Source organism: Kitasatospora sp. NPDC002040, assembly GCF_040296785.1.
Classification (GTDB): domain Bacteria; phylum Actinomycetota; class Actinomycetes; order Streptomycetales; family Streptomycetaceae; genus Kitasatospora.
The window spans coordinates 868,286-890,491 of record NZ_JBEOXV010000001.1; the positions used below are offsets into that span (position 1 = coordinate 868,286).

Consider the following 22,206-nt stretch of genomic DNA (forward strand, 5'->3'; position numbering starts at 1 on the left):
CGTGGGTCGGAGCGTTGGGGTCACCGCAGGTTAGTTTTACGCAGCCTTGGCACACAGAAAACGGAGAAACGGTGCCTACGATCCAGCAGCTGGTCCGAAAGGGCCGGCAGGACAAGGTCGAGAAGAACAAGACGCCCGCGCTGAAGGGTTCCCCTCAGCGCCGCGGTGTTTGCACGCGTGTGTACACCACCACCCCGAAGAAGCCGAACTCCGCGCTTCGCAAGGTGGCCCGTGTGCGCCTCACCAGCGGGATCGAGGTCACCGCCTACATTCCGGGTGAGGGCCACAACCTGCAGGAGCACTCCATCGTGCTGGTGCGCGGTGGCCGTGTGAAGGACCTTCCTGGTGTCCGCTACAAGATCATCCGCGGCTCGCTCGACACCCAGGGTGTCAAGAACCGCAAGCAGGCTCGTAGCCGCTACGGCGCCAAGAAGGAGAAGTAAGAATGCCTCGTAAGGGTCCTGCCCCGAAGCGCCCGGTCATCATTGACCCGGTCTACGGCTCGCCGCTGGTGACCTCCCTGGTCAACAAGATCCTGCTCCACGGCAAGCGTTCCACTGCCGAGCGGATCGTCTACGGCGCCCTCGAGGGTGTCCGTGAGAAGACCGGTGCCGACCCCGTGGTCGCCCTCAAGCGCGCGCTTGAGAACGTCAAGCCCACCCTTGAGGTGAAGTCCCGCCGCGTCGGTGGCGCCACCTACCAGGTGCCGGTCGAGGTCCGTCCGGGCCGCGCGAACACCCTCGCGCTGCGCTGGCTGGTCGGTTACTCCCGCGCCCGTCGTGAGAAGACCATGACCGAGCGTCTGCTCAACGAGATCCTCGATGCCTCCAACGGCCTCGGTGCTTCCGTGAAGCGTCGCGAGGACACCCACAAGATGGCCGAGTCCAACAAGGCCTTCGCGCACTACCGCTGGTAGTCCGAACCCCGTCACTAGACAGAGAGAGAACGAGCCACCATGGCTGCAACCTCCCTTGACCTGGCCAAGACCCGGAACATCGGGATCATGGCGCACATCGACGCGGGCAAGACCACCACCACCGAGCGGATCCTGTTCTACACCGGTGTGTCGTACAAGATCGGTGAGGTCCACGATGGCGCTGCCACCATGGACTGGATGGAGCAGGAGCAGGAGCGCGGCATCACGATCACGTCGGCCGCGACGACCTGTCACTGGACGCTCGATGACAGCGACCACACCATCAACATCATCGACACCCCGGGTCACGTCGACTTCACCGTCGAGGTGGAGCGTTCGCTCCGCGTGCTCGACGGTGGCGTGACGGTGTTCGACGGCGTTGCCGGTGTCGAGCCGCAGTCCGAGACGGTCTGGCGTCAGGCCGACCGTTACGGCGTCCCGCGCATCTGCTTCATCAACAAGCTGGACCGCACGGGCGCGGACTTCTACTTCTGCGTGCAGACCATCGTGGACCGCCTCGGCGCCACCCCGCTGGTCATGCAGCTGCCGATCGGCGCCGAGGGCGACTTCGCCGGCGTTGTCGACCTGGTGAAGATGAAGGCCCTGGTCTGGTCCGCGGACGCCCCCAAGGGCGAGATGTACGACACCGTCGACATCCCGGCCGACCTGGCGGACAAGGCGGCCGAGTACCGCGAGGCGCTGCTGGACACCGTGTCGAACGTCAGCGACGAGGTGATGGAGCTCGCCCTCGAGGGCGACGACATCCCCGAGGAGCTGCTGGTCGCCGCGATCCGCAAGGGCACGCTGAACTCGGACTTCACGCCGATCTTCTGCGGCTCCGCGTTCAAGAACAAGGGCGTCCAGCCCCTGCTCGACGCGGTCGTCAAGTACCTGCCGTCGCCGCTCGACATCGAGGGCATCGAGGGCACCAAGCCCGGCGACGACTCGGTGAAGATCATCCGGAAGCCTTCGGACTCCGAGCCGCTCGCGGCGCTGGCGTTCAAGATCATGTCCGACCCGCACCTGGGCAAGCTCACCTTCGTCCGGATCTACTCCGGGCGCCTTGAGGCCGGCACCGCCGTCCTCAACGCGGTGAAGGGCCGCAAGGAGCGGATCGGCAAGATCTACCGGATGCACGCGAACAAGCGTGAAGAGATCGAGTCGGTGGGCGCCGGCGACATCGTCGCCGTCATGGGTCTCAAGCAGACCACCACCGGCGAGACCCTGTCCGACGAGAAGAACCCGGTCATCCTGGAGTCCATGGACTTCCCGGCCCCGGTCATTCGCGTCGCGATCGAGCCGAAGTCGAAGGGTGACCAGGAGCGTCTGGGCACCGCGATCCAGCGGCTGGCCGAGGAGGACCCGTCCTTCCAGGTCAACACCGACGAAGAGACCGGCCAGACCATCATCGCGGGTATGGGCGAGCTGCACCTCGAGGTGCTGGTCGACCGTATGAAGCGTGAGTTCAAGGTCGAGGCCAACGTCGGCAAGCCGCAGGTCGCGTACCGCGAGACGATCCGCAAGGCCGTCGAGCGCATCGACTACACGCACAAGAAGCAGACCGGTGGCTCCGGTCAGTTCGCGAAGATCCAGATCGCGATCGAGCCGATCGAGTCCGGCGAGGGCTACGAGTTCGTGAACAAGGTCACCGGTGGCCGCGTTCCGCGCGAGTACATCCCGTCGGTCGACGCCGGCTGCCAGGAGGCCATGGAGTTCGGTGTCCTCGCCGGCTACCCGCTCCAGGGTGTCCGCGTGACCCTGCTCGACGGTGCCTCGCACGATGTCGACTCCTCCGAGCTCGCCTTCAAGATCGCCGGTTCGATGGCGTTCAAGGAGGGTGCTCGCAAGGCCGGTCCCGCCCTGCTCGAGCCGATGATGGCCGTTGAGGTCACCACGCCCGAGGACTACATGGGTGACGTGATCGGTGACATCAACTCTCGCCGTGGCCAGATCCGGTCCATGGACGAGCGTCACGGTGCTCGCGTCGTTTCGGCGCTGGTGCCGCTCTCCGAGATGTTCGGCTACGTCGGTGACCTGCGCAGCAAGACCTCTGGTCGCGCAAGCTACTCGATGCAGTTCGACTCGTACGCCGAGGTTCCGCGGAACGTGGCGGACGACATCATCGCCAAGGCCAAGGGTGAGTGACGTCCCGACATTCGGGATGTTCGTAACCCCTTAGGCTATTAGGAGGCGAACCCGGGGAGATCCTCCCGGATCTCCCCGGGTCTCCTCCGCCCCCACCCGCGGGACGGCACGTCCGTGCCAATCCCGATCAAAGACCAACTGACGTCAGCACGGCGTACAGAATTGTCCTCAGGAGGACTGCAGTGGCGAAGGCGAAGTTCGAGCGGACGAAGCCCCACGTCAACATCGGCACCATCGGTCACATTGACCACGGTAAGACGACCCTTACCGCGGCCATCACCAAGGTGCTGCACGACGCGTACCCCGACATCAACCCCTTCACGCCGTTCGACCAGATCGACAAGGCGCCGGAGGAGCGGCAGCGCGGTATCACCATCTCGATCGCGCACGTCGAGTACCAGACGGAAGACCGTCACTACGCCCACGTCGACTGCCCGGGTCACGCGGACTACATCAAGAACATGATCACCGGTGCGGCCCAGATGGACGGTGCGATCCTCGTCGTCGCCGCCACCGACGGCCCGATGCCGCAGACCAAGGAGCACGTGCTCCTGGCCCGCCAGGTCGGCGTCCCCTACATCGTTGTCGCGCTGAACAAGTCCGACATGGTCGAGGACGAGGAGATCCTGGAGCTCGTCGAGCTCGAGGTCCGCGAGCTGCTCTCCGAGTACGACTTCCCGGGCGACGACCTGCCGGTCGTCCGCGTCTCGGCGCTGAAGGCGCTCGAGGGCGACAAGGAGTGGGGCGAGAAGCTCGTCGGTCTCATGCACGAGATCGACAGCTTCATCCCGACCCCGGCCCGCGAGGTCGACCTCCCGTTCCTGATGCCGATCGAGGACGTCTTCACGATCACCGGTCGTGGCACCGTCGTCACCGGCCGCATCGAGCGTGGTGTCCTCAAGGTCAACGAGACTGTCGACATCATCGGCATCAAGGAGACCAAGACCACCACCACGGTCACCGGCATCGAGATGTTCCGCAAGCTGCTCGACGAGGGCCAGGCGGGCGAGAACGTCGGTCTGCTCCTCCGTGGCATCAAGCGCGAGGACGTCGAGCGCGGCCAGGTCATCATCAAGCCGGGTTCGGTCACGCCGCACACCGACTTCGAGGCCCAGGCCTACATCCTGTCGAAGGACGAGGGTGGCCGTCACACCCCCTTCTTCAACAACTACCGCCCGCAGTTCTACTTCCGTACCACGGACGTGACCGGCGTTGTGACCCTCCCGGAGGGCACCGAGATGGTCATGCCGGGCGACAACACCGGCATGACGGTCGTGCTGATCCAGCCGATCGCCATGGAGGAGGGCCTGAAGTTCGCCATCCGTGAGGGTGGCCGTACCGTCGGCGCCGGCCAGGTCACCAAGATCCTCAAGTAATTTGACGGTCTGACCTGCCTGCACCACAGGCAAACCCGAGGGCCCCGCACACCGACAGGTGTGCGGGGCCCTCGGGCGTTCTCCGGGGGAGTGCAGCCGTGGCGCCAGCTCTCCCGGAGGGACCGTCCTCCGGAGGGGATCCTCTCGGGGCACTGGCCTTCCCCCGGGAACGCCGGAGGGGCGGGAGCCGACCTCGGCTCCCGCCCCTCCGGCGGCTGGTGACGACGGGTCAGACGGTCTGCCCGACCGCCTCCGGTGCCGCGGTCCTGGCCCCGGGCAGGGGACGGCTGCCGGCCCAGGCCCAGACGCCGAGCAGCAGGCAGCCGACCGTCGCCGCGAGCAGCGCGGTGGCCGAGCCGGCCGGCGGGTGCCAGGTCCCGGCCAGCGGGTTGAGCGGGGTGTAGGTGATCGCGGTGCCGACGCCGGACTGCCAGCGGATCATCGTGTAGGCCAGGAAGGCCAGCTGCAGCGGGAGCAGCAGCAGGGCGAAGGTCCGCACCAGCGAGGCCGACCTGGCCTCGCTCAGCACGTTGCGCAGGCCCAGTACGAAGGCCGCCAGGATCGGCAGGCCCACCATCACCGGCAGCATGTAGCGGCCCTGGGCGACGAAGCCGTACTTGGGGGCGCCGATGACGTCGGACAGCGTGGTCGCGCCGAAGGCCGCTGCGAAGATCGCGAACATCCGCCAGCGGTCCACCCAGCGGCCGCAGGCCAGCGCCAGCAGCAGCAGGCAGCCGAGCGCGAGCAGCCAGAGGTGGTACGCGGTGCCGGGCAGGTAGGTGTCGAGCCAGGACGGCACGCCGATCATCTGGATCACGTACTCGGGCCAGCGGACCACCACCTCCTGCCGGATCCCCTGGGCGAAGGTCATCGGCGGCGGCGTGGCCAGCGCGCCGAGCTCGGCAACCCGCATCACCACGGTCCAGGCCGCACCGGCCAGCGCGGCGACGAAGATCGCCAGCGCGGCCCAGCGGAACGCGCCGGACCGCAGCAGCTGGCGGATCCGGTCCCGCTTGGCGGGGATCAACATCACGGCGAGGATCACCAGGCACCAGAGCGGGCCGAGCGCCCGCAGCGTGCACAGCACCGAGCCGGCGATCCCGATCTGCACCATCGCGGCCCGCCGCAGCGGGGCCTCCGGGTCCAGCAGGGTCGGGATCAGCGCCGCGAACAGGGCGGCCCCGGCGGCGATCTCGACGCTGTTGGGGTTGACCGACCCGGCCAGGTGGATCGTCATCGGGGTCACCGCGGCCAGGACGCCCGCCGCCATCACCCGGTGCCTGGTCCAGGCCACCGCGCTGTACGCGGCGCTCGCCAGCAGGGCGGCCACGGCCGCCGCGTTGAGCAGCCGGGCCAGCGTGACGCCCACCCAGTTGGGCCAGGGGTTCAGCGGCCAGCCGACCACGGCGTAGTAGACCGGGTTGTAGCGCCCGGCCCGGGTCGCCACCCGCTCCACCTGCTGGTCGCCGCCGGGCGCCTTGGCGCAGGCCGCGGAGGTGGCGGGCTGGAAGTACCAGCAGTTGGCGCGGACCAGCGACTTCGGGATGTTCTGGAACGCCCCGGTGCCCATGTCGGCCGCCTCCGGCTTCGGGGCGAACTCGCCCCGGGCCACGCCGGCGGCACGCATGATGTGCTGCGCTTCGTCGGGGCTGGCGTCGTACGGCCCTGCCAGCGCCCAGCCGGCGCAGAGCAGGAAGAAACCGATGAACGCGGTCCACCAGCTGCGCCGGAAGGACGGGCGCTTCCGGCCCCTCGCCCTACGGCGGTCGGTACTGGGCGCCGGTGGGCTCGACTGGGGGACGGAAGGGGGGGAATAGGAGGACACGCGACCAAGATACCGGTGGGTGGAGGGGCGGAATCGGACGGCCGTGTGCCTGCGGGTTCGGCGGCACTTACCATTCCCTCTGTGACTTCACTGGACTCCCCTACTGAAATGTCGGATACCTCCCTGAAGGGGCGGATCCGCGCTCTGTTCGGCCACAGCGCCGTGCGCTTCCTGATCGCGGGCGCCGTCAGTGCCTCGGTCGACATGGGGATGCTGTACCTGCTGCACGGCGTGCTGGGCCTGGCACTCGCCCCGTCGACCTTCGCCGGCGTGCTGACCAGCTTCACGGTCAACTTCCTGCTGAACCGGATCTGGTCCTTCGGCAGCCAGGCCCCGGTGGCCGGCCAGGGTGTGCGCTACCTGATCATGGCCGGCTGCAACTGGGTGGGTACCGTCCTGCTGGTGAGTCTGCTGGTCAAGCTCGGCCTGTACTTCCTGCTGGCCCGCGCCCTGACGCTCGGCGTGCTGTCGGTGGTGAACTACATCGGCTACCAGCGCTGGGTCTTCAAGAAGTGACCGAGCCCGCCCCGGAGCACACGTGAGGGCCCGGCAGTCGATTCGACTGCCGGGCCCTCACGGTTCGGTGCACGGTCAGGGGCGCTCGGCGCCCAGGCCCGCGGTGAACGCCTTGACGGCCTGGTAGTCGGGCAGCAGGCCGCTGGCCAGCGCCTCGCTCAGGGAGGGCGCCTGGGCGTCCTTGGCGGACAGCTGCGGCGTCCCGGCCGGCCATTCGATGCCCAGCTCCGGGTCCAGCGGGTGCACGCCGTGCTCGCCGGTGGGGTTGAACGGCTCGGAGCACAGGTAGGTCAGCGTCGCGTCGTCGCTCAGGGCGCAGAAGCCGTGCCCGAGGCCCTCGGAGATGTAGACGGCCTTGCGCTCGTCCTCGTCCAGCCGCACGCCCTGCCAGCGGCCGAAGGTCGGCGAGCCCACCCGCAGGTCGACGATCACGTCGAGCACCGCGCCCCGGACGCAGGTCACGTACTTGGCCTGGCCGGGCGGCACGTCGGCGAAGTGGATGCCGCGGACCACGTCGCGGCTGGACACCGAGAGGTTCGCCTGCGCGAGCCGCAGCGGGTGCCCGACCACGGCGGCCAGCTTGTCGAAGCGGTACCACTCGGTGAACAGGCCGCGCGGGTCGCCGTGGAGCTGCGGGGTGATCTCCCAGGCCCCCTCGATCGAAAGCTCCTCGATCTTCACCGGGCGTCCTCCTCGTCCAGCAGCGCCACCAGGTAGTCGCCGTAACCGCTCTTGAGCAGGGGCTCGGCAAGCTCCCGCAGCTGGTCGGAGCTGATCAGGCCGGCCCGCCAGACCGCCTCCTCGATGCAGCCGATCTTGAAGCCCTGGCGCTCCTCGATGACCCGGACGAACTCCGAGGCCTGCACCATCGAGACGAACGTGCCGGTGTCGAGCCAGGCGGTGCCCCGGTCGAGGATGGTCACGTGCAGGTCGCCGGCGTTCAGGTAGGCCTCGTTGACCGCGGTGATCTCCAGCTCGCCGCGGGCGCTGGGCTTCAGGCCGCGGGCGATCTCGACCACCCGGTTGTCGTAGAAGTAGAGGCCGGGAACGGCGTAGCGCGACTTGGGCGCGGTGGGCTTCTCCTCGATGGAGATCACCTGGCCCGAGGCGTCGAACTCGACCACGCCGTACGCGGTCGGGTCGGCCACCGGGTAGGCGAACACCCGGCCGCCCTCGGCGCCGGTGTGCTGCGCGAGCCGGGTGCCGAGGCCGCTGCCGTGGAAGATGTTGTCGCCGAGGATCAGCGCCACCGGCTGGTCGCCGATGAAGTCGGCGCCCAGGACGAACGCCTGGGCGATCCCCTCGGGGCGTTCCTGGACGGCGTACTCGAGCCGCAGCCCGAGCTGCGAACCGTCGCCCAGCAGCCGCTCGAACTGCTCGCGGTCGGCAGGGGTGGTGATGATCAGGATCTCGCTGATCCCCGCCATCACGAGGGTGGAGAGCGGGTAGTAGATCATCGGTTTGTCGAAGACCGGGAGGAGCTGCTTCGAGACGGCTCGGGTCAGCGGCCAGAGCCGCGAGCCGGTTCCGCCGGCCAGGAGGATTCCACGCATGCGAGCAGCTTAGACCGCCCGGGGACGAGCACCGGCGGCCCCGGAGGGCGACGGAGGGGTCCGGGGGTGAGCCCTCCCACGAGCGGTCCGGGCCGGTCGTGGCGGCCCCGGCGGCGCAGGTAGACTTCGCGCATTATGCGCATCCTCGTGACCGGCGGCGCCGGATTCATCGGTTCGGAGTTCGTCCGTCAGCTTCTCGGAGCGGACGAGGGCGCCCGGATCACCGTCTTCGACAAGCTCACCTACTCCGGTGTGCTGGCGAACCTCGACCCGGTGGCCCAGCACCCGGGCTACTCCTTCGTCCAGGGCGACATCTGCGACCCGGAAGCGGTCGACCAGGTGATGCCCGGCCACGACGTCGTGGTGCACTTCGCGGCCGAGTCCCACGTGGACCGCTCGATCGCCGGTGCGGGCCCGTTCGTCCTCACCAACGTGGTGGGCACCCAGGTCCTCCTGGACGCCGCCCGCAAGCACGGTGTGGCCCGTTTCGTGCACGTCTCCACCGACGAGGTGTACGGCTCGATCAGCGAGGGCTCCTGGACCGAGACCTGGCCGCTCGCCCCCAACTCCCCGTACTCCGCCTCCAAGGCCGGCTCCGACCTGCTGGCCCTGGCCTACCACCGCACCCACAAGATGGATGTCGTGGTGACCCGCTGCTCCAACAACTACGGGCACTACCAGTTCCCGGAGAAGGTCATCCCGCTGTTCACCACCAACCTGATCGACGGCCGCAAGGTGCCGCTGTACGGCGACGGTGGCAACATCCGCGACTGGCTGCACGTCGCCGACCACTGCCGCGGCATCGAGCTCGTGATGCGCGGCGGCCGCGCCGGTGAGGTCTACAACATCGGCGGCGGCACCGAGATCAGCAACAAGGAGCTGACCGGTCTGCTGCTCGAGGCCGCCGGCGCCGGCTGGGACATGGTGGAGCCGGTCGAGGACCGCAAGGGCCACGACCTCCGCTACTCGCTCGACATCAGCAAGATCCGCACCGAGCTCGGCTACGAGCCGCAGGTCCGGTTCGAGGACGGCCTCGCCGCGACCATCGCCTGGTACCGCGAGAACCGCGCCTGGTGGGAGCCGCTGAAGCAGAAGGCGGCGCTGGAGAAGTGACCGCCGACACTGTCCGCTGGCTGGTGACCGGCGCCGCCGGGATGCTCGGCCGGGACGTCCTGGCCGAGCTGGACGCCGCCGGGGCCGAGGTCACCGCGCTCGGCCGGGCCGACCTGGACATCACCGACGCCGCGGCCGTGCTGGCCGCGGTCTCCGGCCACGCCGTGGTGGTCAACTGCGCCGCCTGGACGGACGTCGACGGCGCCGAGAGCGCCGAGCAGGCCGCCACCGAGGTCAACGGCACCGGGGTGCGCAACCTCGCCGCCGCCTGCGCCGCGACCGGTGCCCGGCTGCTGCACGTGTCCACCGACTACGTGCTGGCCGGCGACGCCGCCGAGCCGTACGCCGAGGACGCCCCGACCGCGCCGGTGAACGCCTACGGGCGGTCCAAGCTGGTCGGCGAGCAGGCGGTGCTGGAGCTGCTGCCGGAGTCCGGATACATCGTCAGGACCGCCTGGCTGTACGGCGAGCACGGTCCGAACTTCGTCGCCACCATGCTCAAGCTGGCCGCCCAGCGCGACACCCTGGACGTGGTGGACGACCAGCACGGCCAGCCGACCTGGTCGCGCGCCCTGGCCCGGCAGCTCACCGCCCTCGGCCTGGCGGCCCTGGCGGGACGGGCACCGGCCGGGGTCTACCACGGCACCGCGACCGGCCGGACCACCTGGTTCGGGCTGGCCCGTGAGTCGTACCGGCTGAGCGGCCTCGACCCGGAGCGGATCCGTCCGACCACCTCCGCGGCGTTCGTCCGCCCCGCGGTGCGGCCCGCCTTCAGCGTGCTGGCCCACCAGCGCTGGGCCGCCGCCGGGCTGGCGCCGCTGCCCGAGTGGCCGGCCATGCTGGCCGAGGCGCTGGAGCGCCCGGCCTTCGTCGAGCTGCGCCCGCCGGTGCGGCCGTGACCGGCGTGCTCGGCAGGCTCACCCGGGCGCTGCCGCCCGGACTGCTCGCCGTCGCCCTGGGCACCGTCACCCTCGGTGTCGCCTCCTACGTGCACCTCGGCATAGCCGGCCACGCGCTGGACCGGGAGTCGCTCGCCGAGGTCTCGGTGCTGTGGACGATGGCGATGTCCTTCGGGCTCGGCCTGTTCTTCCCGGTCGAGCAGGAGCTCACCCGGGTGATCGCGGCCCGGGCGGCCACCGGCCAGGGGGCGATGCCCGTCCTGCGCAAGGCCACCGTGCTGACCGGCGCGGTCCTGGCGACCGTCCTGGTCGGCCTCGCCGTCTTCTCGGGCCAGATCGCGGACGTCTTCTTCCACGGCGACCGGACCATGGTGGTGGCGCTCGGCGCCGCCTTCGTCGGCCCGGCCGCCTGCTACCTGACCCGCGGCGTGCTGGCGGGGCTCGGGCTGTTCACCGCGTACGGTGCCCAGCTCGGCCTCGACGGGGTGCTGCGGATGGTCCTCGCGATCGCGCTGATGGTCGCGGGCGTCGACTCGGCGCTCGCCTACAGCCTGATCCTGGCGGTGGCGCCGCTGCTCGCGATGCTGCTCAGCCTGCCGCTCACGCTCCGGTCGGCCCGGCCGGGTCCGGCGATCGGCTGGCGCGAGCTGTGCAGTGGCCTCGGCCTGCTGACCGGCTCGTTCCTGCTCGCGCAGTTCGTGGCGAACGCCGCGGTGCTCAGCATCCAGGTGGTCGCACCGAGCCAGGCCGTCCTGGTCGGCGCGTTCACGGCTGCGATGGTGCTCAGCCGGGTGCCGCTGTTCGTCTTCGGCGCGCTGCAGGCCTCGCTGATGTCGGGCCTCTCGACCGCGGTGGCCACCGGGGACCGGCTCGGCTTCCGCCGGCTGCTGACCCGGACCTGCGCCATGGTGACCGCGCTCGGTGTGCTCGGCGGGGTGCCCGCGGTGCTGCTCGGCCCCTGGATCATTCACCTGGCGTTCAACGCCGACCGGCATGCTCTGGGCGCGGTCGACTTCCTCTGGCTCTCCATCGGTACCCTTGCCTATCTGCTGGCCACCGTGGTCGGGCAGGCGGTGATCGCCCGCGGTCACCACCGCCGACAGCTGCTCGGATGGCTGGCCGGCACCCTGGCGTTGCTCGCCGTCACCTGTCTGCCGGGTGATCCGGCGGTGCGGGTCGAGGTCGCCTACGCCGTGGGGCCGCTGGTGGTCCTCGGCGTTCTGTTGCTGGCGCTGCGCGGTGGCGGTAGCGTGCCCGGCGCCGGGTCCCGGCCGGTGCAGGTACCGCTCGCCGCCGACAGCATTCCGGCCGGCTGAGCCCCCGTGTCCCGTTTTCCGCTCCCCCGAAAGGGCGCTGTGATTTCCGCGTCCCTAATATGTGCCTCACCCACGCGTGAAAGGCGAACCCCATCGTGCAGTTGAGTGTGCTGACCTCGATCACCGGCGTGCTGGTGCTCGTGTGGATCCTGGAGTTGCTGCGCCGTCAGCAACTCCGGGAGAAGTACGCCGCGCTCTGGCTCGGCATCGGCGTGGTCGTCGCGCCCCTGGGGTTCTTCCCCCGGGTGCTCGACTCGACCGCCCGTCGTCTCGGTATTGCCTCCGGCGCCAGCCTGGTGCTGTTCCTGGGGTTCCTGCTGGTCCTGCTGGTCTGCGTCCACCTCAGCTGGGAGACCAGCAGGCTGGAGGCGGAGACCCGCACCCTGGCCGAGGACGTCGCGATGATGCGCGCCCACCTCGCCGAGCACCACGGCTTCCCGATCGCCCGGGCGAGCACCGACCAGAGCAGCCTTTCCGACCCCGAGGTGCGGACATGATCGACGGCAAGCGGGTACTGATCATCCTTCCCGCGTGGAACGAGTCGGAGGGTCTGCCGAAGATCCTCCGCGAGATCCAGGAGAAGCTGCCCGGAGCCGACACCCTCGTGGTGGACGACGGCTCCGTGGACAACACCGCCGCGGTCGCCGCGCTCGCCGGCTCCCGGGTCGCCCAGCTCCCGTACAACCTCGGTGTCGGCGGCGCGATGCGGCTCGGTTACCGCTACGCGCACCTGCACGGTTACGACGTCGCGATCCAGTGCGACGCCGACGGCCAGCACGACCCGGCGTACGTCCCCGCCCTGCTGGCCAAGCTGGAGGAGGCGGACCTGGTCATCGGCGCCCGCTTCGACGGCGAGGGCAGCTACAAGGTGCGCGGCCCCCGGAAGTGGGCCATGAAGCTGCTCTCCGTGGTGCTGTCCCGGATCACCGGTACCCGCCTCACCGACACCACCTCGGGCTTCAAGGCGTGCAACAAGTCGCTGATCGAGTTCTTCTCGCAGTGGTACCCGGTCGAGTACCTGGGCGACACCATCGAGAGCATGGTCGGCGCGGCCCGCTGCGGCTTCACCATCCGGCAGGTGCCGGTGGCGATGCGCGAGCGGACCACCGGCACGCCCAGCGCCTCGCCGATCAAGGCCATGGTCTACCTGTCCCGTGCGGGTCTGGTGCTGCTGCTCGCGATGATCCGCCGGATGCCGGCGAACGTGAAGGCGATCCAGCCCACCACCCGTACGGCCGTCAACCGGCCCGAGCTCATCGGCAAGGTGTAGGTTCACGCGATGTCCCGATTCGAGATCCTGCTGCCTTACTACGGCGACGTCCAGCTGATGCAGGACGCCGTCCACAGCGTGCTGGCGCAGGATGGCGACGACTGGCGCCTGACCGTCGTCGACGACGGTCAGGAACCGGAGGTCCCTGGCTGGTTCGAGGCCCTGGCCGACCCGCGGGTGCGGTACTTCCGCAACGAGGCCAACCTCGGCGTGACCGGGAACTTCAACCGCTGCGTGGAGCTGGCCGAGTACGAGTACCTGGTGCTGATGGGGTGCGACGACCTGATGCACCCCAACTACCTCCCGGTGGTCAGGGCGGCGCTGGACCGCTTCCCCGAGGCGGGCCTGGTGCAGCCCGGCGTGGCGGTCATCGACGGTGACGGCCGGCCTGCGGACAGCCTGGCGGACACCGTCAAGCGGCGGCTGTACGCCCCCAAGGACACCGGGCCCGCGCTCCTCTCCGGGGAGTCGCTGGCGGTGAGCCTGATGCGGGGGAACTGGCTGTACTTCCCGTCCATCTGCTGGCGGACCGAGGCGGTCAAGGGAGCGCGGTTCCGCGCGGACCTGGGCGTCATCCAGGACCTGGCGATCATCGTCGACCTGCTGCTGGCGGGCGAGTCGCTGGCCGTCACCCCGGAGGTCTGCTTCAGCTACCGCCGGCACGCGGTCAGCGAGTCCTCGGTCACGGCCTTCACGGGCAAGCGCTTCGAGGAGGCCAGGCGGTTCTTCCGGGAGACGGCCGACCGGCTGGACGCCTTCGGCTGGCACCGGGCGGCGGCCGTCTCGCGCCGCTTCGTCTCGTCCCGGCTGCACGCCCTCAGCATGATCCCGCAGGCGGGCCGGAAGGCCGGACTGCGGGGCATCGGCGCGATGCTCAGCCACGTGGCCGGCCTGCGCGTCTGACCGGGTCCCCGGCGCAGTACGAAGGAGCCCGGCTCCGCCTCGATGAGGCGGAGCCGGGCTCCTTTTCCGTTCGGTCAGCTGCGGGAGTCGGCCAGCGGGGCGTCCCGGTCGTCGTACGCCGGTGCGGCGGCCGGTGCCGCCGCGGGGGCCTCGGCCTCGGCCGGGCGGCTCTTCTTCTTCCCGATGTCCTTGAGCCGGAGCGCGGGCTTCTCCACCAGGTACCAGGAGAACAGCGCGGCGACCAGGGAGAGCAGCACCGACAGCCCGGTGTAGACGGCGTAGCCGTGGCGGTTCAGCGCCAGCAGGGTCAGGCACTGCTGGATCGGGAAGGCGTAGATGTACACGCCGTAGGAGAGGTCCACCTTGGTGCCGACCTTGGTCAGCGGCCGGGGCATCCGGGCGGCGAGCCAGATCAGCAGGTAGGCGAAGGCGGGCAGCCCGATCATGGTGAAGCCGCCGTACCTGGCCGTGACGAGGAAGACCACCAGGGCCAGCGCGGCGGCGACGGCGTTCATCCGCAGCCGGTCCTTGTAGAGCTCGGCCAGCGCGCCGAACCCGAACATCAGGATCAGCGGGAGCAGCATCTCCATGCCGAGCCCGCCGAGGAAGGGCAGCTGCCACCCGGGCAGGCCGGTCGGCGGGTACTGCGGGGCGCGCATCAGGTCGAAGTCGATCGCGATCGAGAACATGAACGCGTACAGCCCGGCGACCATCAGGGCCACGGTCCAGCGGGTGCTGCGGCGGAAGAGCCCGATGGCGGCGAGGGCGGCGACCGCGAAGTAGCAGAACACCTCGTACGCGAGCGACCAGACCGAGCCGTTGAACGCCCCCGCGTGCGGGTTGTGGTTCAGCAGCCCGGAGATGCCCCACTGCCCGACCCCGAGGCCCCAGTTGGCCCTGATGTACTGCCAGGGGCCCTGCGGGTCGCTCCAGAAGACGTCCAGCCGGCCCTGGCGGTGGGCGACCAGCGGCGCGATCACCAGCGCCGTCAGCAGCAGGCAGACCCAGAACGCGGGGAGGATCCGGATCGCGCGGTTCCAGAGGAAGCGGCCGGTGCTGAGCCGCACCCCGCTCCGGGTGATCAGCAGCCCGGAGAGCACGAAGAAGCCGTTCACCGCGATCGCACCGACGTTGGTCTGGCCGCGCGATTCGGTGAAGCCGAGGTCGGCCGAGCCGAAGCCCAGCGGCATGGCGTGCGCGAAGATCACGGCCAGGGCCAGGGTCAGCCTGAGCAGCCCGAACCCGTTCTCCCGGCCGAGCGCCTCCGCCAGCGGGGGAGCGGCGAGCAGGCGGTTCGGCTTGCGCTTCTTGCGGTTCATGGTGAGGAGGGCTCCGGGCCGGTAGGGCGGGAAAGAGGTGCGGGAGGTCGCGCGGTGGCCGGCAGCGGAGCACGCCGGGTGTGTGAGGTGCCGAACAGAGCACCGGGACCGGGCCGTGACCTCCGGCCGCCGGACGGCAGACCTCGACCGCCAAATCTATGGCACCCGGCCGGTCGGTGACCAGCACGGGGGCCCGTGACGGCCGTGCCGGTACGCCCGACTGCCAGGGGCGCGTGCACCTCTGTTCGACACATCTTGCTAGCGTGGCCTTCACGACTCATGTGTGTCGACCGGACACCGCACGGCCGCGCTGTAATCGCCGGCCGAATCAGAGCCGGCCCGCCAGTGCTGCGGCCCGCCGTTAACTCCACGGAAGTGAACGATATGACGGACCTGGCCCACGAGTCGGGCTACGGCGACTCGGCGACCGAGAAGCCCGTCCAGCCCTCCTCGGCGGACCCCGCAGCCCGCAGGGGCTGGTGGAAGGCCCGCTGGGTGATCCCGATCGCACTGCTGGTCGGCTATGTCGCCCAGGTGTGCTTCCGGCTGTCGCTGGTCACCGGCCAGGACTACCCGGTGGTGATGCCGGACGAGCCGATGTACCTGGTCATAGCGCGGATGTTCGCCGGCCTGCCGACCACCGAGATCCCCGGCAACGAGGTCCTCCCCGGCGGGTACGCGCTGCTGATCTCGCCGGCCTTCCGGCTGAGCCAGGACCCGGTGCAGGTCTACCACCTGATCATGGGCATCAACGCCCTGATCAGCTCGCTGGTGCTGCCGCTGGCGTACGTCGCCCTGCGCCGCCTGCAGATCTCCCGCCCGCTGTCGTACCTGTTCGCGACCGCGGCCGTCATGCTGCCGCCGGTCGTCTTCTACTCGCAGTTCGCGATGGCCGACACCCCGCTGCCCGCGCTGGTGCTGGGCTGGCTGATCGGTGTGCACGGGCTGCTCTCGGAGGGCTCCAACCGCCGTCGGCTCTGGTTCGGCCTGCTGGCCGGCTTCTGCGCGGGGTACTGCCTGCTGACCCACGACCGGGGCGGCGTGGTGGTCGCGCTGACCGGCCTGGTCCTGCTGGTGGTGCTGGTGTTCGGCTGGGCGCCGAGGATCGCCACCGCGTCGGCGCTGGCCGTGGTGGCGGCGATGTTCGTCGCCAAGAGCCTGATGACCTCCTGGCTGCTCACCCGGATCGACGGCGCGCACCCGAGCCAGGTCGGCAGCGTGGTGATCGACTCGCTGACCCAGCCGGACCTGCTCCGGCGCACCGTGATGCGGATGTCCGGCCACATCTGGTACTTCGTCACCTCCACCTGGGGCCTGGCCGCCGTGGTGATCGTGACCTGCGTGGTCGTCGTCTTCAGCTCGCGGTTCAGCAAGGCCGACCGGGTGGTGGGCTTCCTGATGGTCGGTCTGCTGTGCGGTGTCGCACTGGCCGCCGCGGCCGGCCTGCCGGAGGACCACCGGATCGACACCATCGTGTACGCCCGCTACCTGTCGCTGCTGGTGCCGGTCTTCTTCGTGGTGGCGGTGGCGATCCTGCTCAGGGCCCGCAGCTGGAAGCGGGTCGCGCTGCTCGGCGGGTCGTCGGTGGTGCTGACGCTGCTGGTGTCGGCGGTGGTGCTCGAACTGGCCTCGCGGGAGTTCAGGAAGTCCTGGTTCATCCTCTGGGCGCTGCCGGACGCGACCTTCCTGTCCAGCCTCTGGCAGGACAACTGGGGCAGCTTCCACCTGGTCAGGACCACGGCGGTGGCCCTGGTGGTGCTGGTCGCGGTGGTCCTGCTGCGGCTGCTCGGCGGCCGCCGGACCATGCTGACCGGCGTCGTGATCGGCCTGGCGCTGGCGGCCTTCGCGGCCTTCAGCACGGTGACCATCACCGACCACGTCACCAAGCCGAACACCGCCTGGCGCTACGGCGACGGGACCGGCTTCCTGAAGGACGCGGGCATCCGGCCCGGCGACCAGGTGGTGATGGACCCGGACTTCCGCTGGGAGATCCGGATGGGCCTGGCCTACGAGGTGATCGACGGCCGGGTCTGGACCAGGAACCTGACCAAGGGCGTGACCCCGCCGGCCGAGGCCAACGTCGCCCTGTTCGGCCTGTACGACCCGGTGGCGCCCCCGGCCAAGAGCTGGCCCAACGCTCCGGCGGGCTGGCACATCGACCGCAACGTGCAGCAGAACGGCTACGTCGTCTGGCGACGGGACTGATCGGACCGACCGGATCGGGGTCGGTGAGGTACGCCTCACCGGCCCCGATTGGCATTCCTGCAGCGTGCTGTGGCAGGATAGCCAAGTTGCTCGGTTGAGTGCCGATGCTGCGCGCCTCCCACCGGGAGGACTGGAAGCGAGTCCCAGGTACTCGTCGTTCCCGTGATGGCCGTTCATGTGTCCACGTGAAGTGTGTGGACGCAGTGGTGTGTAGTCGACACCGCGGCAGCTGCGGGGCGGACGTACGGGAATCTTCCGGGAAGCGTGGGCGGGGCCTCGATCCGGCACCTGGTGGGTGCAAGGCTCACCGATTCCGCAGGCCGAGAAGGGAAACCTTCCCGGTTCTTTGCAAGCGTCAGGGCGACACGCCCGAGCGCGGGGGTCGGAAGGTAACCACCCAAAGGGGCCACCGGACCAAGCCACCCGGCCGAATCCGGCAGAAGAAGCAGCAGACGAGACAAAGGACTACTGAGTAGCCATGGCGGGACAGAAGATCCGCATCCGGCTCAAGGCCTACGACCACGAGGTGATTGACTCCTCGGCGAAGAAGATCGTCGAGACCGTCATTCGCACTGGTGCGCAGGTCGCGGGCCCGGTGCCGCTGCCCACTGAGAAGAACGTGTACTGCGTCATCCGCTCGCCGCACAAGTACAAGGACTCGCGCGAGCACTTCGAGATGCGCACTCACAAGCGTCTGATCGACATCCTCGACCCGACCCCGAAGACCGTTGACTCGCTGATGCGCCTCGACCTTCCGGCCGGCGTCGACATCGAGATCAAGCTCTGAGAGGCGCGACGAAGATGGCAAAGCAGATTAAGGGAATCCTGGGCGAGAAGCTCGGCATGACCCAGGTCTGGGACGAGAACAACCGGATCGTTCCGGTGACCGTCGTCAAGGCCGGGCCCAATGTCGTTACCCAGATCCAGACCGCTGACGCTGCCGGCTATGACGCCGTCCAGCTCGGCTTCGGCGAGATCGACCCCCGCAAGGTGAACAAGCCCCTCGCGGGTCACTTCGCCAAGGCCGGTGTCACCCCGCGCCGCTTCCTGGTCGAGCTCCGCACCGCGGACGCGTCCGAGTACGCCCTCGGCCAGGAGATCACCGCTGAGCTGTTCGAGGCGGGTGTCAAGGTCGACGTGACCGGCACCTCCAAGGGCAAGGGCTTCGCCGGTGTCATGAAGCGTCACAACTTCAAGGGCCTCGGCGCCGGTCACGGCGTGCAGCGCAAGCACCGTTCGCCCGGCTCGATCGGTGGCTGCGCCACCCCGGGTCGCGTGTTCAAGGGCATGAAGATGGCCGGCCGGATGGGCCACGAGCGCGTGACCACCCAGAACCTGACCGTCCATGCCGTTGACGCGGAGAAGGGGCTGCTCCTGATCAAGGGCGCGGTCCCGGGCCCGAACGGCGGCCTCGTCCTCGTCCGCACTGCGGCGAAGGGGCTGTGAGGATATGAGCACCATTGACATCCTGTCGCCCTCGGGCGACAAGGCCGGCAGCCTCGAGCTGCCCGCCGAGATCTTCGACGCCAAGGTCAGCGTCCCGCTGATGCACCAGGTCGTCGTGGCGCAGCTCGCTGCGGCCCGTCAGGGCACCCACTCGACCAAGCGTCGTGGCGAGGTCCGAGGCGGCGGCCGCAAGCCGTACCGCCAGAAGGGCACCGGCCGCGCCCGTCAGGGCTCGACCCGCGCCCCGCAGTTCGTCGGCGGTGGCGTTGTCCACGGCCCGAAGCCGCGTGACTACTCGCAGCGGACGCCCAAGAAGATGATCGTCGCCGCTCTGCGTGGCGCGCTCACCGACCGGGCCCGCCACAACCGCATCCACGTCATCACCGACGTGATTGCGGCCGAGGCGCCGTCGACCAAGGCCGCGAAGGGCCTGCTCGGCAAGATCTCCGAGCGCAAGAACGTCCTCCTGGTCGTCGAGCGCGCGGACGAGCTGGGCATCAAGTCCGCTCGCAACCTGCCGAACGTGCACATCCTGGACGCCGGTCAGCTGAACACCTACGACGTGCTCGTCTCCGACGATGTGGTCTTCACCCAGGCTGCTTTCGAGCGTTTCGTGGCCGGTCCGGCCGCGTCCGCCAAGGCTGTGGCTGCTGAGGGCGAGCTCGAAGGGAGCGCCGCCTGATGGCTGCAGAGATCACGAGCAAGACGTTCACGGACCCCCGTGACGTCCTGGTGAAGCCGGTCATCTCCGAGAAGAGCTACTCGCTCCTCGACGAGAACAAGTACACGTTCGTCGTGTCGCCGGGTGCCAACAAGACCCAGATCAAGCAGGCCGTCGAGGCGGTCTTCTCGGTCAAGGTCGAGTCCGTCAACACGCTCAACCGTCAGGGCAAGCGCAAGCGCTCCAAGACGGGCTTTGGCAAGCGCAAGGACACCAAGCGCGCCATCGTGACGCTGGCTGAGGGCAACCGCATCGACATCTTCGGTGGTCCGACCTCCTAACGGGGTCCGGATCGTCGATAAGGACGAGGACGAGAGAGCCAAATGGGCATCCGCAAGTACAAGCCGACTACGCCGGGCCGTCGTGGCTCCAGCGTGGCCGACTTCGTAGAGATCACGCGGTCCACGCCGGAGAAGTCGCTGGTTCGCCCCCTGCACAGCAAGGGCGGCCGTAACAACGCCGGTCGTATCACCGCTCGCCACCAGGGTGGCGGACACAAGCGCGCCTACCGCGTGATCGACTTCCGTCGTCACGACAAGGACGGCGTGCCGGCCAAGGTCGCGCACATCGAGTACGACCCCAACCGCACTGCGCGCATCGCGCTCCTGCACTACGCGGACGGCGAGAAGCGCTACATCATCGCCCCGCGCGGTGTCGGCCAGGGCGACCGGATTGAGAACGGCCCCGCGGCCGACATCAAGCCCGGCAACAACCTGCCGCTGCGCAACATCCCGGTGGGTACCACCATCCACGCGGTTGAGCTTCGTCCGGGTGGCGGCGCCAAGATGGCCCGCTCCGCCGGTGCGGGCATTCAGCTGCTCGCCCGTGAGGGTCGCATGGCGCACCTGCGCATGCCCTCCGGTGAGATCCGCCTGGTGGACGCGCGCTGCCGCGCGACCGTCGGCGAGGTCGGCAACGCCGAGCAGTCGAACATCAACTGGGGCAAGGCCGGCCGTATGCGCTGGAAGGGCGTTCGCCCGACCGTGCGTGGTGTGGCCATGAACCCGATCGACCACCCGCACGGTGGTGGTGAGGGTAAGACCTCCGGTGGTCGCCACCCGGTCTCGCCGTGGGGCAAGAAGGAGGGTCGCACCCGTAAGGCCAACAAGGCTTCGGACGCTCTCATCGTGCGCCGCCGCAAGTCCAACAAGAAGCGCTAGGAGCAGGTCAGATGCCGCGCAGTCTCAAGAAGGGCCCCTTCATCGACGGCCACCTTCTCAAGAAGGTGGACTCGCAGAACGAGGCGGGTACCCAGAACGTCATCAAGACCTGGTCCCGTCGCTCCGTGATCAGCCCGAGCATGCTCGGTCACACGATCGCGGTCCACGATGGCCGGAAGCACGTCCCGGTGTTCGTCACCGAGTCGATGGTCGGCCACAAGCTCGGCGAGTTCGCGCCGACGCGCACCTTCCGCGGGCACGTCAAGGACGACCGCAAGTCGAAGCGTCGCTAGTCGCCAGCGAAGTACCGACTCAATGACTTACACCAGCAAGGGGACAACCATGGAAGCCAGGGCCCAGGCGCGGTACATCCGCGTCACGCCCATGAAGGCCCGCCGCGTGGTGGACCTCATCCGTGGCATGAGTGCCACGGAGGCCCAGGCCGTCCTGCGTTTCGCTCCGCAGGCAGCCACCGTGCCGGTCGGCAAGGTGCTCAACAGCGCCATCGCCAACGCCGCGCACAACTACAACCACTCCAACGTGGACGACCTCGTGATCAGCGAGGCGTACGTTGACGAGGGCCCGACCCTGAAGCGGTTCCGTCCGCGTGCCCAGGGCCGTGCCTACCGGATCCGCAAGCGGACCAGCCACATCACCGTGGTCGTCAGCAGCAAGGAAGGGACCCGGTAATGGGCCAGAAGGTTAACCCGCACGGGTTCCGCCTCGGCATCAGCACGGACTTCAAGTCCCGCTGGTACGCCGACAAGCTGTACTCGGACTACGTCAAGGAAGACGTTGCCATTCGTCGCATGATGACGAAGGGCATGGAGCGTGCCGGCATCTCGAAGGTTGAGATCGAGCGCACCCGCGACCGCGTCCGGGTCGACATCCACACCGCTCGCCCCGGCATCGTCATCGGTCGCCGTGGCACCGAGGCCGACCGCATCCGCGGCGACCTCGAGAAGCTGACCGGCAAGCAGGTCCAGCTGAACATCCTCGAGGTCAAGAACCCCGAGCTGGACGCCCAGCTCGTGGCTCAGGGCGTCGCGGAGCAGCTGTCCTCGCGCGTCTCCTTCCGTCGTGCCATGCGCAAGAGCATGCAGGGCACCATGAAGTCGGGCGCCAAGGGCATCAAGGTCCAGTGCTCCGGTCGTCTCGGCGGCGCCGAGATGAGCCGTTCGGAGTTCTACCGCGAGGGCCGTGTGCCGCTGCACACCCTGCGCGCGAACGTCGACTACGGCTTCTTCGAGGCCAAGACGACCTTCGGCCGTATCGGCGTGAAGGTCTGGATCTACAAGGGCGACGTCAAGAACATCGCCGAGGTCCGCGCTGAGAACGCTGCTGCCCGCTCGGGCAACCGTCCGGCCCGCAACGACGCCCGCCCCGCGCGTGGCGGCGAGCGCGGTGCCCGTGGCGGCGAGCGCGGTGGCGCCCGTGGCGGTCGTCGTCCCGCGAACACCGAGGCTCCGGCCGCGGTGAGCGCCGAGGCGCCGGCTGTCGAGAGCACCGGAACGGAGGCCTGA

At 69.2% G+C, this 22,206-nt stretch carries 24 protein-coding genes; 20 read left to right on the plus strand and 4 right to left on the minus strand.

Annotated features, from left to right (window positions below; all coding sequences use genetic code 11):
• Nucleotides 1-71 precede the first annotated feature (71 nt).
• The 4 genes from rpsL (at nucleotide 72) to tuf (ending at nucleotide 4,437) form a co-directional block, all read left to right on the plus strand.
• Nucleotides 72-443: a 30S ribosomal protein S12 gene (gene rpsL, locus ABT118_RS04190; protein ID WP_014144289.1), complete on the plus strand. Its 372-nt coding sequence runs from the start codon at nucleotides 72-74 to the stop codon at nucleotides 441-443.
• Between the two features lie 2 nt (nucleotides 444-445).
• The gene (gene rpsG, locus ABT118_RS04195) at nucleotides 446-916 is read left to right on the plus strand and encodes a 30S ribosomal protein S7 (RefSeq protein WP_030457432.1); all 471 of its coding nucleotides are present in this window, start codon (nucleotides 446-448) and stop codon (nucleotides 914-916) included.
• Between the two features lie 39 nt (nucleotides 917-955).
• Nucleotides 956-3,061: an elongation factor G gene (fusA, locus tag ABT118_RS04200; RefSeq protein ID WP_350644772.1), complete on the plus strand. Its 2,106-nt coding sequence runs from the start codon at nucleotides 956-958 to the stop codon at nucleotides 3,059-3,061.
• A 182-nt stretch (nucleotides 3,062-3,243) separates the two neighbouring features.
• Nucleotides 3,244-4,437: an elongation factor Tu gene (gene tuf, locus ABT118_RS04205; RefSeq protein WP_350644773.1), complete on the plus strand. Its 1,194-nt coding sequence runs from the start codon at nucleotides 3,244-3,246 to the stop codon at nucleotides 4,435-4,437.
• Nucleotides 4,438-4,666: 229 nt separating this feature from the next.
• Here the strand turns inward: tuf and ABT118_RS04210 are convergent, their stop codons facing one another.
• Entirely contained in the window at nucleotides 4,667-6,262 is a 1,596-nt protein-coding gene (locus ABT118_RS04210; RefSeq protein ID WP_350644774.1) for a DUF2142 domain-containing protein, read from the minus strand.
• A gap of 108 nt (nucleotides 6,263-6,370) precedes the next feature.
• Between ABT118_RS04210 and ABT118_RS04215 the strand changes: the two genes are divergently transcribed.
• Nucleotides 6,371-6,778 carry a GtrA family protein gene (locus tag ABT118_RS04215; protein WP_350644775.1) on the plus strand — a complete coding sequence of 136 codons (408 nt, stop codon included), beginning with the start codon at nucleotides 6,371-6,373 and terminating at the stop codon, nucleotides 6,776-6,778.
• A 75-nt stretch (nucleotides 6,779-6,853) separates the two neighbouring features.
• On the opposite strand, the gene rfbC is transcribed toward ABT118_RS04215, so the two are convergent.
• Together rfbC and rfbA are read right to left on the minus strand one after the other, a co-directional pair.
• On the minus strand, nucleotides 6,854-7,453 hold the full coding sequence (gene rfbC / locus ABT118_RS04220; RefSeq protein WP_350645109.1) for a dTDP-4-dehydrorhamnose 3,5-epimerase: 600 nt from the start codon (nucleotides 7,451-7,453) through the stop codon (nucleotides 6,854-6,856).
• A 2-nt stretch (nucleotides 7,454-7,455) separates the two neighbouring features.
• Nucleotides 7,456-8,331 carry a glucose-1-phosphate thymidylyltransferase RfbA gene (gene rfbA / locus ABT118_RS04225; RefSeq protein WP_350644776.1) on the minus strand — a complete coding sequence of 292 codons (876 nt, stop codon included), beginning with the start codon at nucleotides 8,329-8,331 and terminating at the stop codon, nucleotides 7,456-7,458.
• Nucleotides 8,332-8,466: 135 nt separating this feature from the next.
• Here rfbA and rfbB point away from each other — a divergent pair, with 135 nt between their 5' ends.
• The 6 genes from rfbB (at nucleotide 8,467) to ABT118_RS04255 (ending at nucleotide 13,832) form a co-directional block, all read left to right on the plus strand.
• Nucleotides 8,467-9,444: a dTDP-glucose 4,6-dehydratase gene (gene rfbB / locus ABT118_RS04230; RefSeq protein WP_350644777.1), complete on the plus strand. Its 978-nt coding sequence runs from the start codon at nucleotides 8,467-8,469 to the stop codon at nucleotides 9,442-9,444.
• Nucleotides 9,441-10,343: a dTDP-4-dehydrorhamnose reductase gene (rfbD, locus tag ABT118_RS04235; protein WP_350644778.1), complete on the plus strand. Its 903-nt coding sequence runs from the start codon at nucleotides 9,441-9,443 to the stop codon at nucleotides 10,341-10,343. Before rfbB ends, rfbD begins: the two co-directional genes overlap by 4 nt.
• Nucleotides 10,340-11,659 carry a lipopolysaccharide biosynthesis protein gene (locus tag ABT118_RS04240; RefSeq protein ID WP_350644779.1) on the plus strand — a complete coding sequence of 440 codons (1,320 nt, stop codon included), beginning with the start codon at nucleotides 10,340-10,342 and terminating at the stop codon, nucleotides 11,657-11,659. Before rfbD ends, ABT118_RS04240 begins: the two co-directional genes overlap by 4 nt.
• A 95-nt stretch (nucleotides 11,660-11,754) precedes the next feature.
• On the plus strand, nucleotides 11,755-12,156 hold the full coding sequence (locus ABT118_RS04245) for a DUF2304 family protein (RefSeq protein WP_350644780.1): 402 nt from the start codon (nucleotides 11,755-11,757) through the stop codon (nucleotides 12,154-12,156).
• Complete coding sequence (locus ABT118_RS04250) at nucleotides 12,153-12,929, plus strand: glycosyltransferase family 2 protein (RefSeq protein ID WP_350644781.1); 777 nt, start codon at nucleotides 12,153-12,155, stop codon at nucleotides 12,927-12,929. Before ABT118_RS04245 ends, ABT118_RS04250 begins: the two co-directional genes overlap by 4 nt.
• A gap of 9 nt (nucleotides 12,930-12,938) precedes the next feature.
• A complete protein-coding gene (locus ABT118_RS04255; protein WP_350644782.1) occupies nucleotides 12,939-13,832 on the plus strand; it encodes a glycosyltransferase family 2 protein in 894 nt (297 codons plus the stop codon).
• Nucleotides 13,833-13,906: 74 nt separating this feature from the next.
• On the opposite strand, the gene ABT118_RS04260 is transcribed toward ABT118_RS04255, so the two are convergent.
• Nucleotides 13,907-15,151, minus strand: a complete 1,245-nt coding sequence (locus ABT118_RS04260) for an acyltransferase family protein (RefSeq protein ID WP_350644783.1) — start codon at nucleotides 15,149-15,151, stop codon at nucleotides 13,907-13,909.
• 384 nt (nucleotides 15,152-15,535) lie between these two features.
• Here ABT118_RS04260 and ABT118_RS04265 point away from each other — a divergent pair, with 384 nt between their 5' ends.
• The 9 genes from ABT118_RS04265 (at nucleotide 15,536) to rpsC (ending at nucleotide 22,206) form a co-directional block, all read left to right on the plus strand.
• Nucleotides 15,536-17,356: a glycosyltransferase family protein gene (locus tag ABT118_RS04265; protein WP_350644784.1), complete on the plus strand. Its 1,821-nt coding sequence runs from the start codon at nucleotides 15,536-15,538 to the stop codon at nucleotides 17,354-17,356.
• Nucleotides 17,357-17,834: 478 nt separating this feature from the next.
• Nucleotides 17,835-18,143 (plus strand): 30S ribosomal protein S10, encoded by a 309-nt coding sequence (rpsJ, locus tag ABT118_RS04270; protein WP_012785157.1) that lies wholly within the window; start codon nucleotides 17,835-17,837, stop codon nucleotides 18,141-18,143.
• A 14-nt stretch (nucleotides 18,144-18,157) separates the two neighbouring features.
• The gene (rplC, locus tag ABT118_RS04275; protein WP_350644786.1) at nucleotides 18,158-18,802 is read left to right on the plus strand and encodes a 50S ribosomal protein L3; all 645 of its coding nucleotides are present in this window, start codon (nucleotides 18,158-18,160) and stop codon (nucleotides 18,800-18,802) included.
• Between the two features lie 4 nt (nucleotides 18,803-18,806).
• The gene (rplD, locus tag ABT118_RS04280) at nucleotides 18,807-19,484 is read left to right on the plus strand and encodes a 50S ribosomal protein L4 (protein WP_350644788.1); all 678 of its coding nucleotides are present in this window, start codon (nucleotides 18,807-18,809) and stop codon (nucleotides 19,482-19,484) included.
• Entirely contained in the window at nucleotides 19,484-19,804 is a 321-nt protein-coding gene (rplW, locus tag ABT118_RS04285) for a 50S ribosomal protein L23 (protein WP_030393296.1), read from the plus strand. Before rplD ends, rplW begins: the two co-directional genes overlap by 1 nt.
• Before the next feature lie 42 nt (nucleotides 19,805-19,846).
• On the plus strand, nucleotides 19,847-20,683 hold the full coding sequence (gene rplB / locus ABT118_RS04290; RefSeq protein ID WP_350644790.1) for a 50S ribosomal protein L2: 837 nt from the start codon (nucleotides 19,847-19,849) through the stop codon (nucleotides 20,681-20,683).
• Between the two features lie 11 nt (nucleotides 20,684-20,694).
• On the plus strand, nucleotides 20,695-20,976 hold the full coding sequence (rpsS, locus tag ABT118_RS04295; RefSeq protein WP_350644792.1) for a 30S ribosomal protein S19: 282 nt from the start codon (nucleotides 20,695-20,697) through the stop codon (nucleotides 20,974-20,976).
• A gap of 49 nt (nucleotides 20,977-21,025) precedes the next feature.
• Complete coding sequence (gene rplV, locus ABT118_RS04300; protein WP_057231334.1) at nucleotides 21,026-21,373, plus strand: 50S ribosomal protein L22; 348 nt, start codon at nucleotides 21,026-21,028, stop codon at nucleotides 21,371-21,373.
• The gene (rpsC, locus tag ABT118_RS04305; protein WP_350644794.1) at nucleotides 21,373-22,206 is read left to right on the plus strand and encodes a 30S ribosomal protein S3; all 834 of its coding nucleotides are present in this window, start codon (nucleotides 21,373-21,375) and stop codon (nucleotides 22,204-22,206) included. Before rplV ends, rpsC begins: the two co-directional genes overlap by 1 nt.

Coding starts and splice junctions, on each gene's coding strand:
- rpsG (WP_030457432.1), top strand. CDS start 446: ATGCCTCGTAAGGGTCCTGCCCCGAAGCGCCCGGTCATCATTGACCCG.
- fusA (WP_350644772.1), top strand. CDS start 956: ATGGCTGCAACCTCCCTTGACCTGGCCAAGACCCGGAACATCGGGATC.
- ABT118_RS04215 (WP_350644775.1), top strand. CDS start 6,371: ATGTCGGATACCTCCCTGAAGGGGCGGATCCGCGCTCTGTTCGGCCAC.
- rfbA (WP_350644776.1), bottom strand. CDS start 8,331: ATGCGTGGAATCCTCCTGGCCGGCGGAACCGGCTCGCGGCTCTGGCCG.
- rfbB (WP_350644777.1), top strand. CDS start 8,467: ATGCGCATCCTCGTGACCGGCGGCGCCGGATTCATCGGTTCGGAGTTC.
- ABT118_RS04250 (WP_350644781.1), top strand. CDS start 12,153: ATGATCGACGGCAAGCGGGTACTGATCATCCTTCCCGCGTGGAACGAG.
- ABT118_RS04255 (WP_350644782.1), top strand. CDS start 12,939: ATGTCCCGATTCGAGATCCTGCTGCCTTACTACGGCGACGTCCAGCTG.
- ABT118_RS04260 (WP_350644783.1), bottom strand. CDS start 15,151: ATGAACCGCAAGAAGCGCAAGCCGAACCGCCTGCTCGCCGCTCCCCCG.
- ABT118_RS04265 (WP_350644784.1), top strand. CDS start 15,536: ATGACGGACCTGGCCCACGAGTCGGGCTACGGCGACTCGGCGACCGAG.
- rpsJ (WP_012785157.1), top strand. CDS start 17,835: ATGGCGGGACAGAAGATCCGCATCCGGCTCAAGGCCTACGACCACGAG.
- rplC (WP_350644786.1), top strand. CDS start 18,158: ATGGCAAAGCAGATTAAGGGAATCCTGGGCGAGAAGCTCGGCATGACC.
- rplD (WP_350644788.1), top strand. CDS start 18,807: ATGAGCACCATTGACATCCTGTCGCCCTCGGGCGACAAGGCCGGCAGC.
- rplW (WP_030393296.1), top strand. CDS start 19,484: ATGGCTGCAGAGATCACGAGCAAGACGTTCACGGACCCCCGTGACGTC.
- rplB (WP_350644790.1), top strand. CDS start 19,847: ATGGGCATCCGCAAGTACAAGCCGACTACGCCGGGCCGTCGTGGCTCC.
- rpsS (WP_350644792.1), top strand. CDS start 20,695: ATGCCGCGCAGTCTCAAGAAGGGCCCCTTCATCGACGGCCACCTTCTC.
- rplV (WP_057231334.1), top strand. CDS start 21,026: ATGGAAGCCAGGGCCCAGGCGCGGTACATCCGCGTCACGCCCATGAAG.
- rpsC (WP_350644794.1), top strand. CDS start 21,373: ATGGGCCAGAAGGTTAACCCGCACGGGTTCCGCCTCGGCATCAGCACG.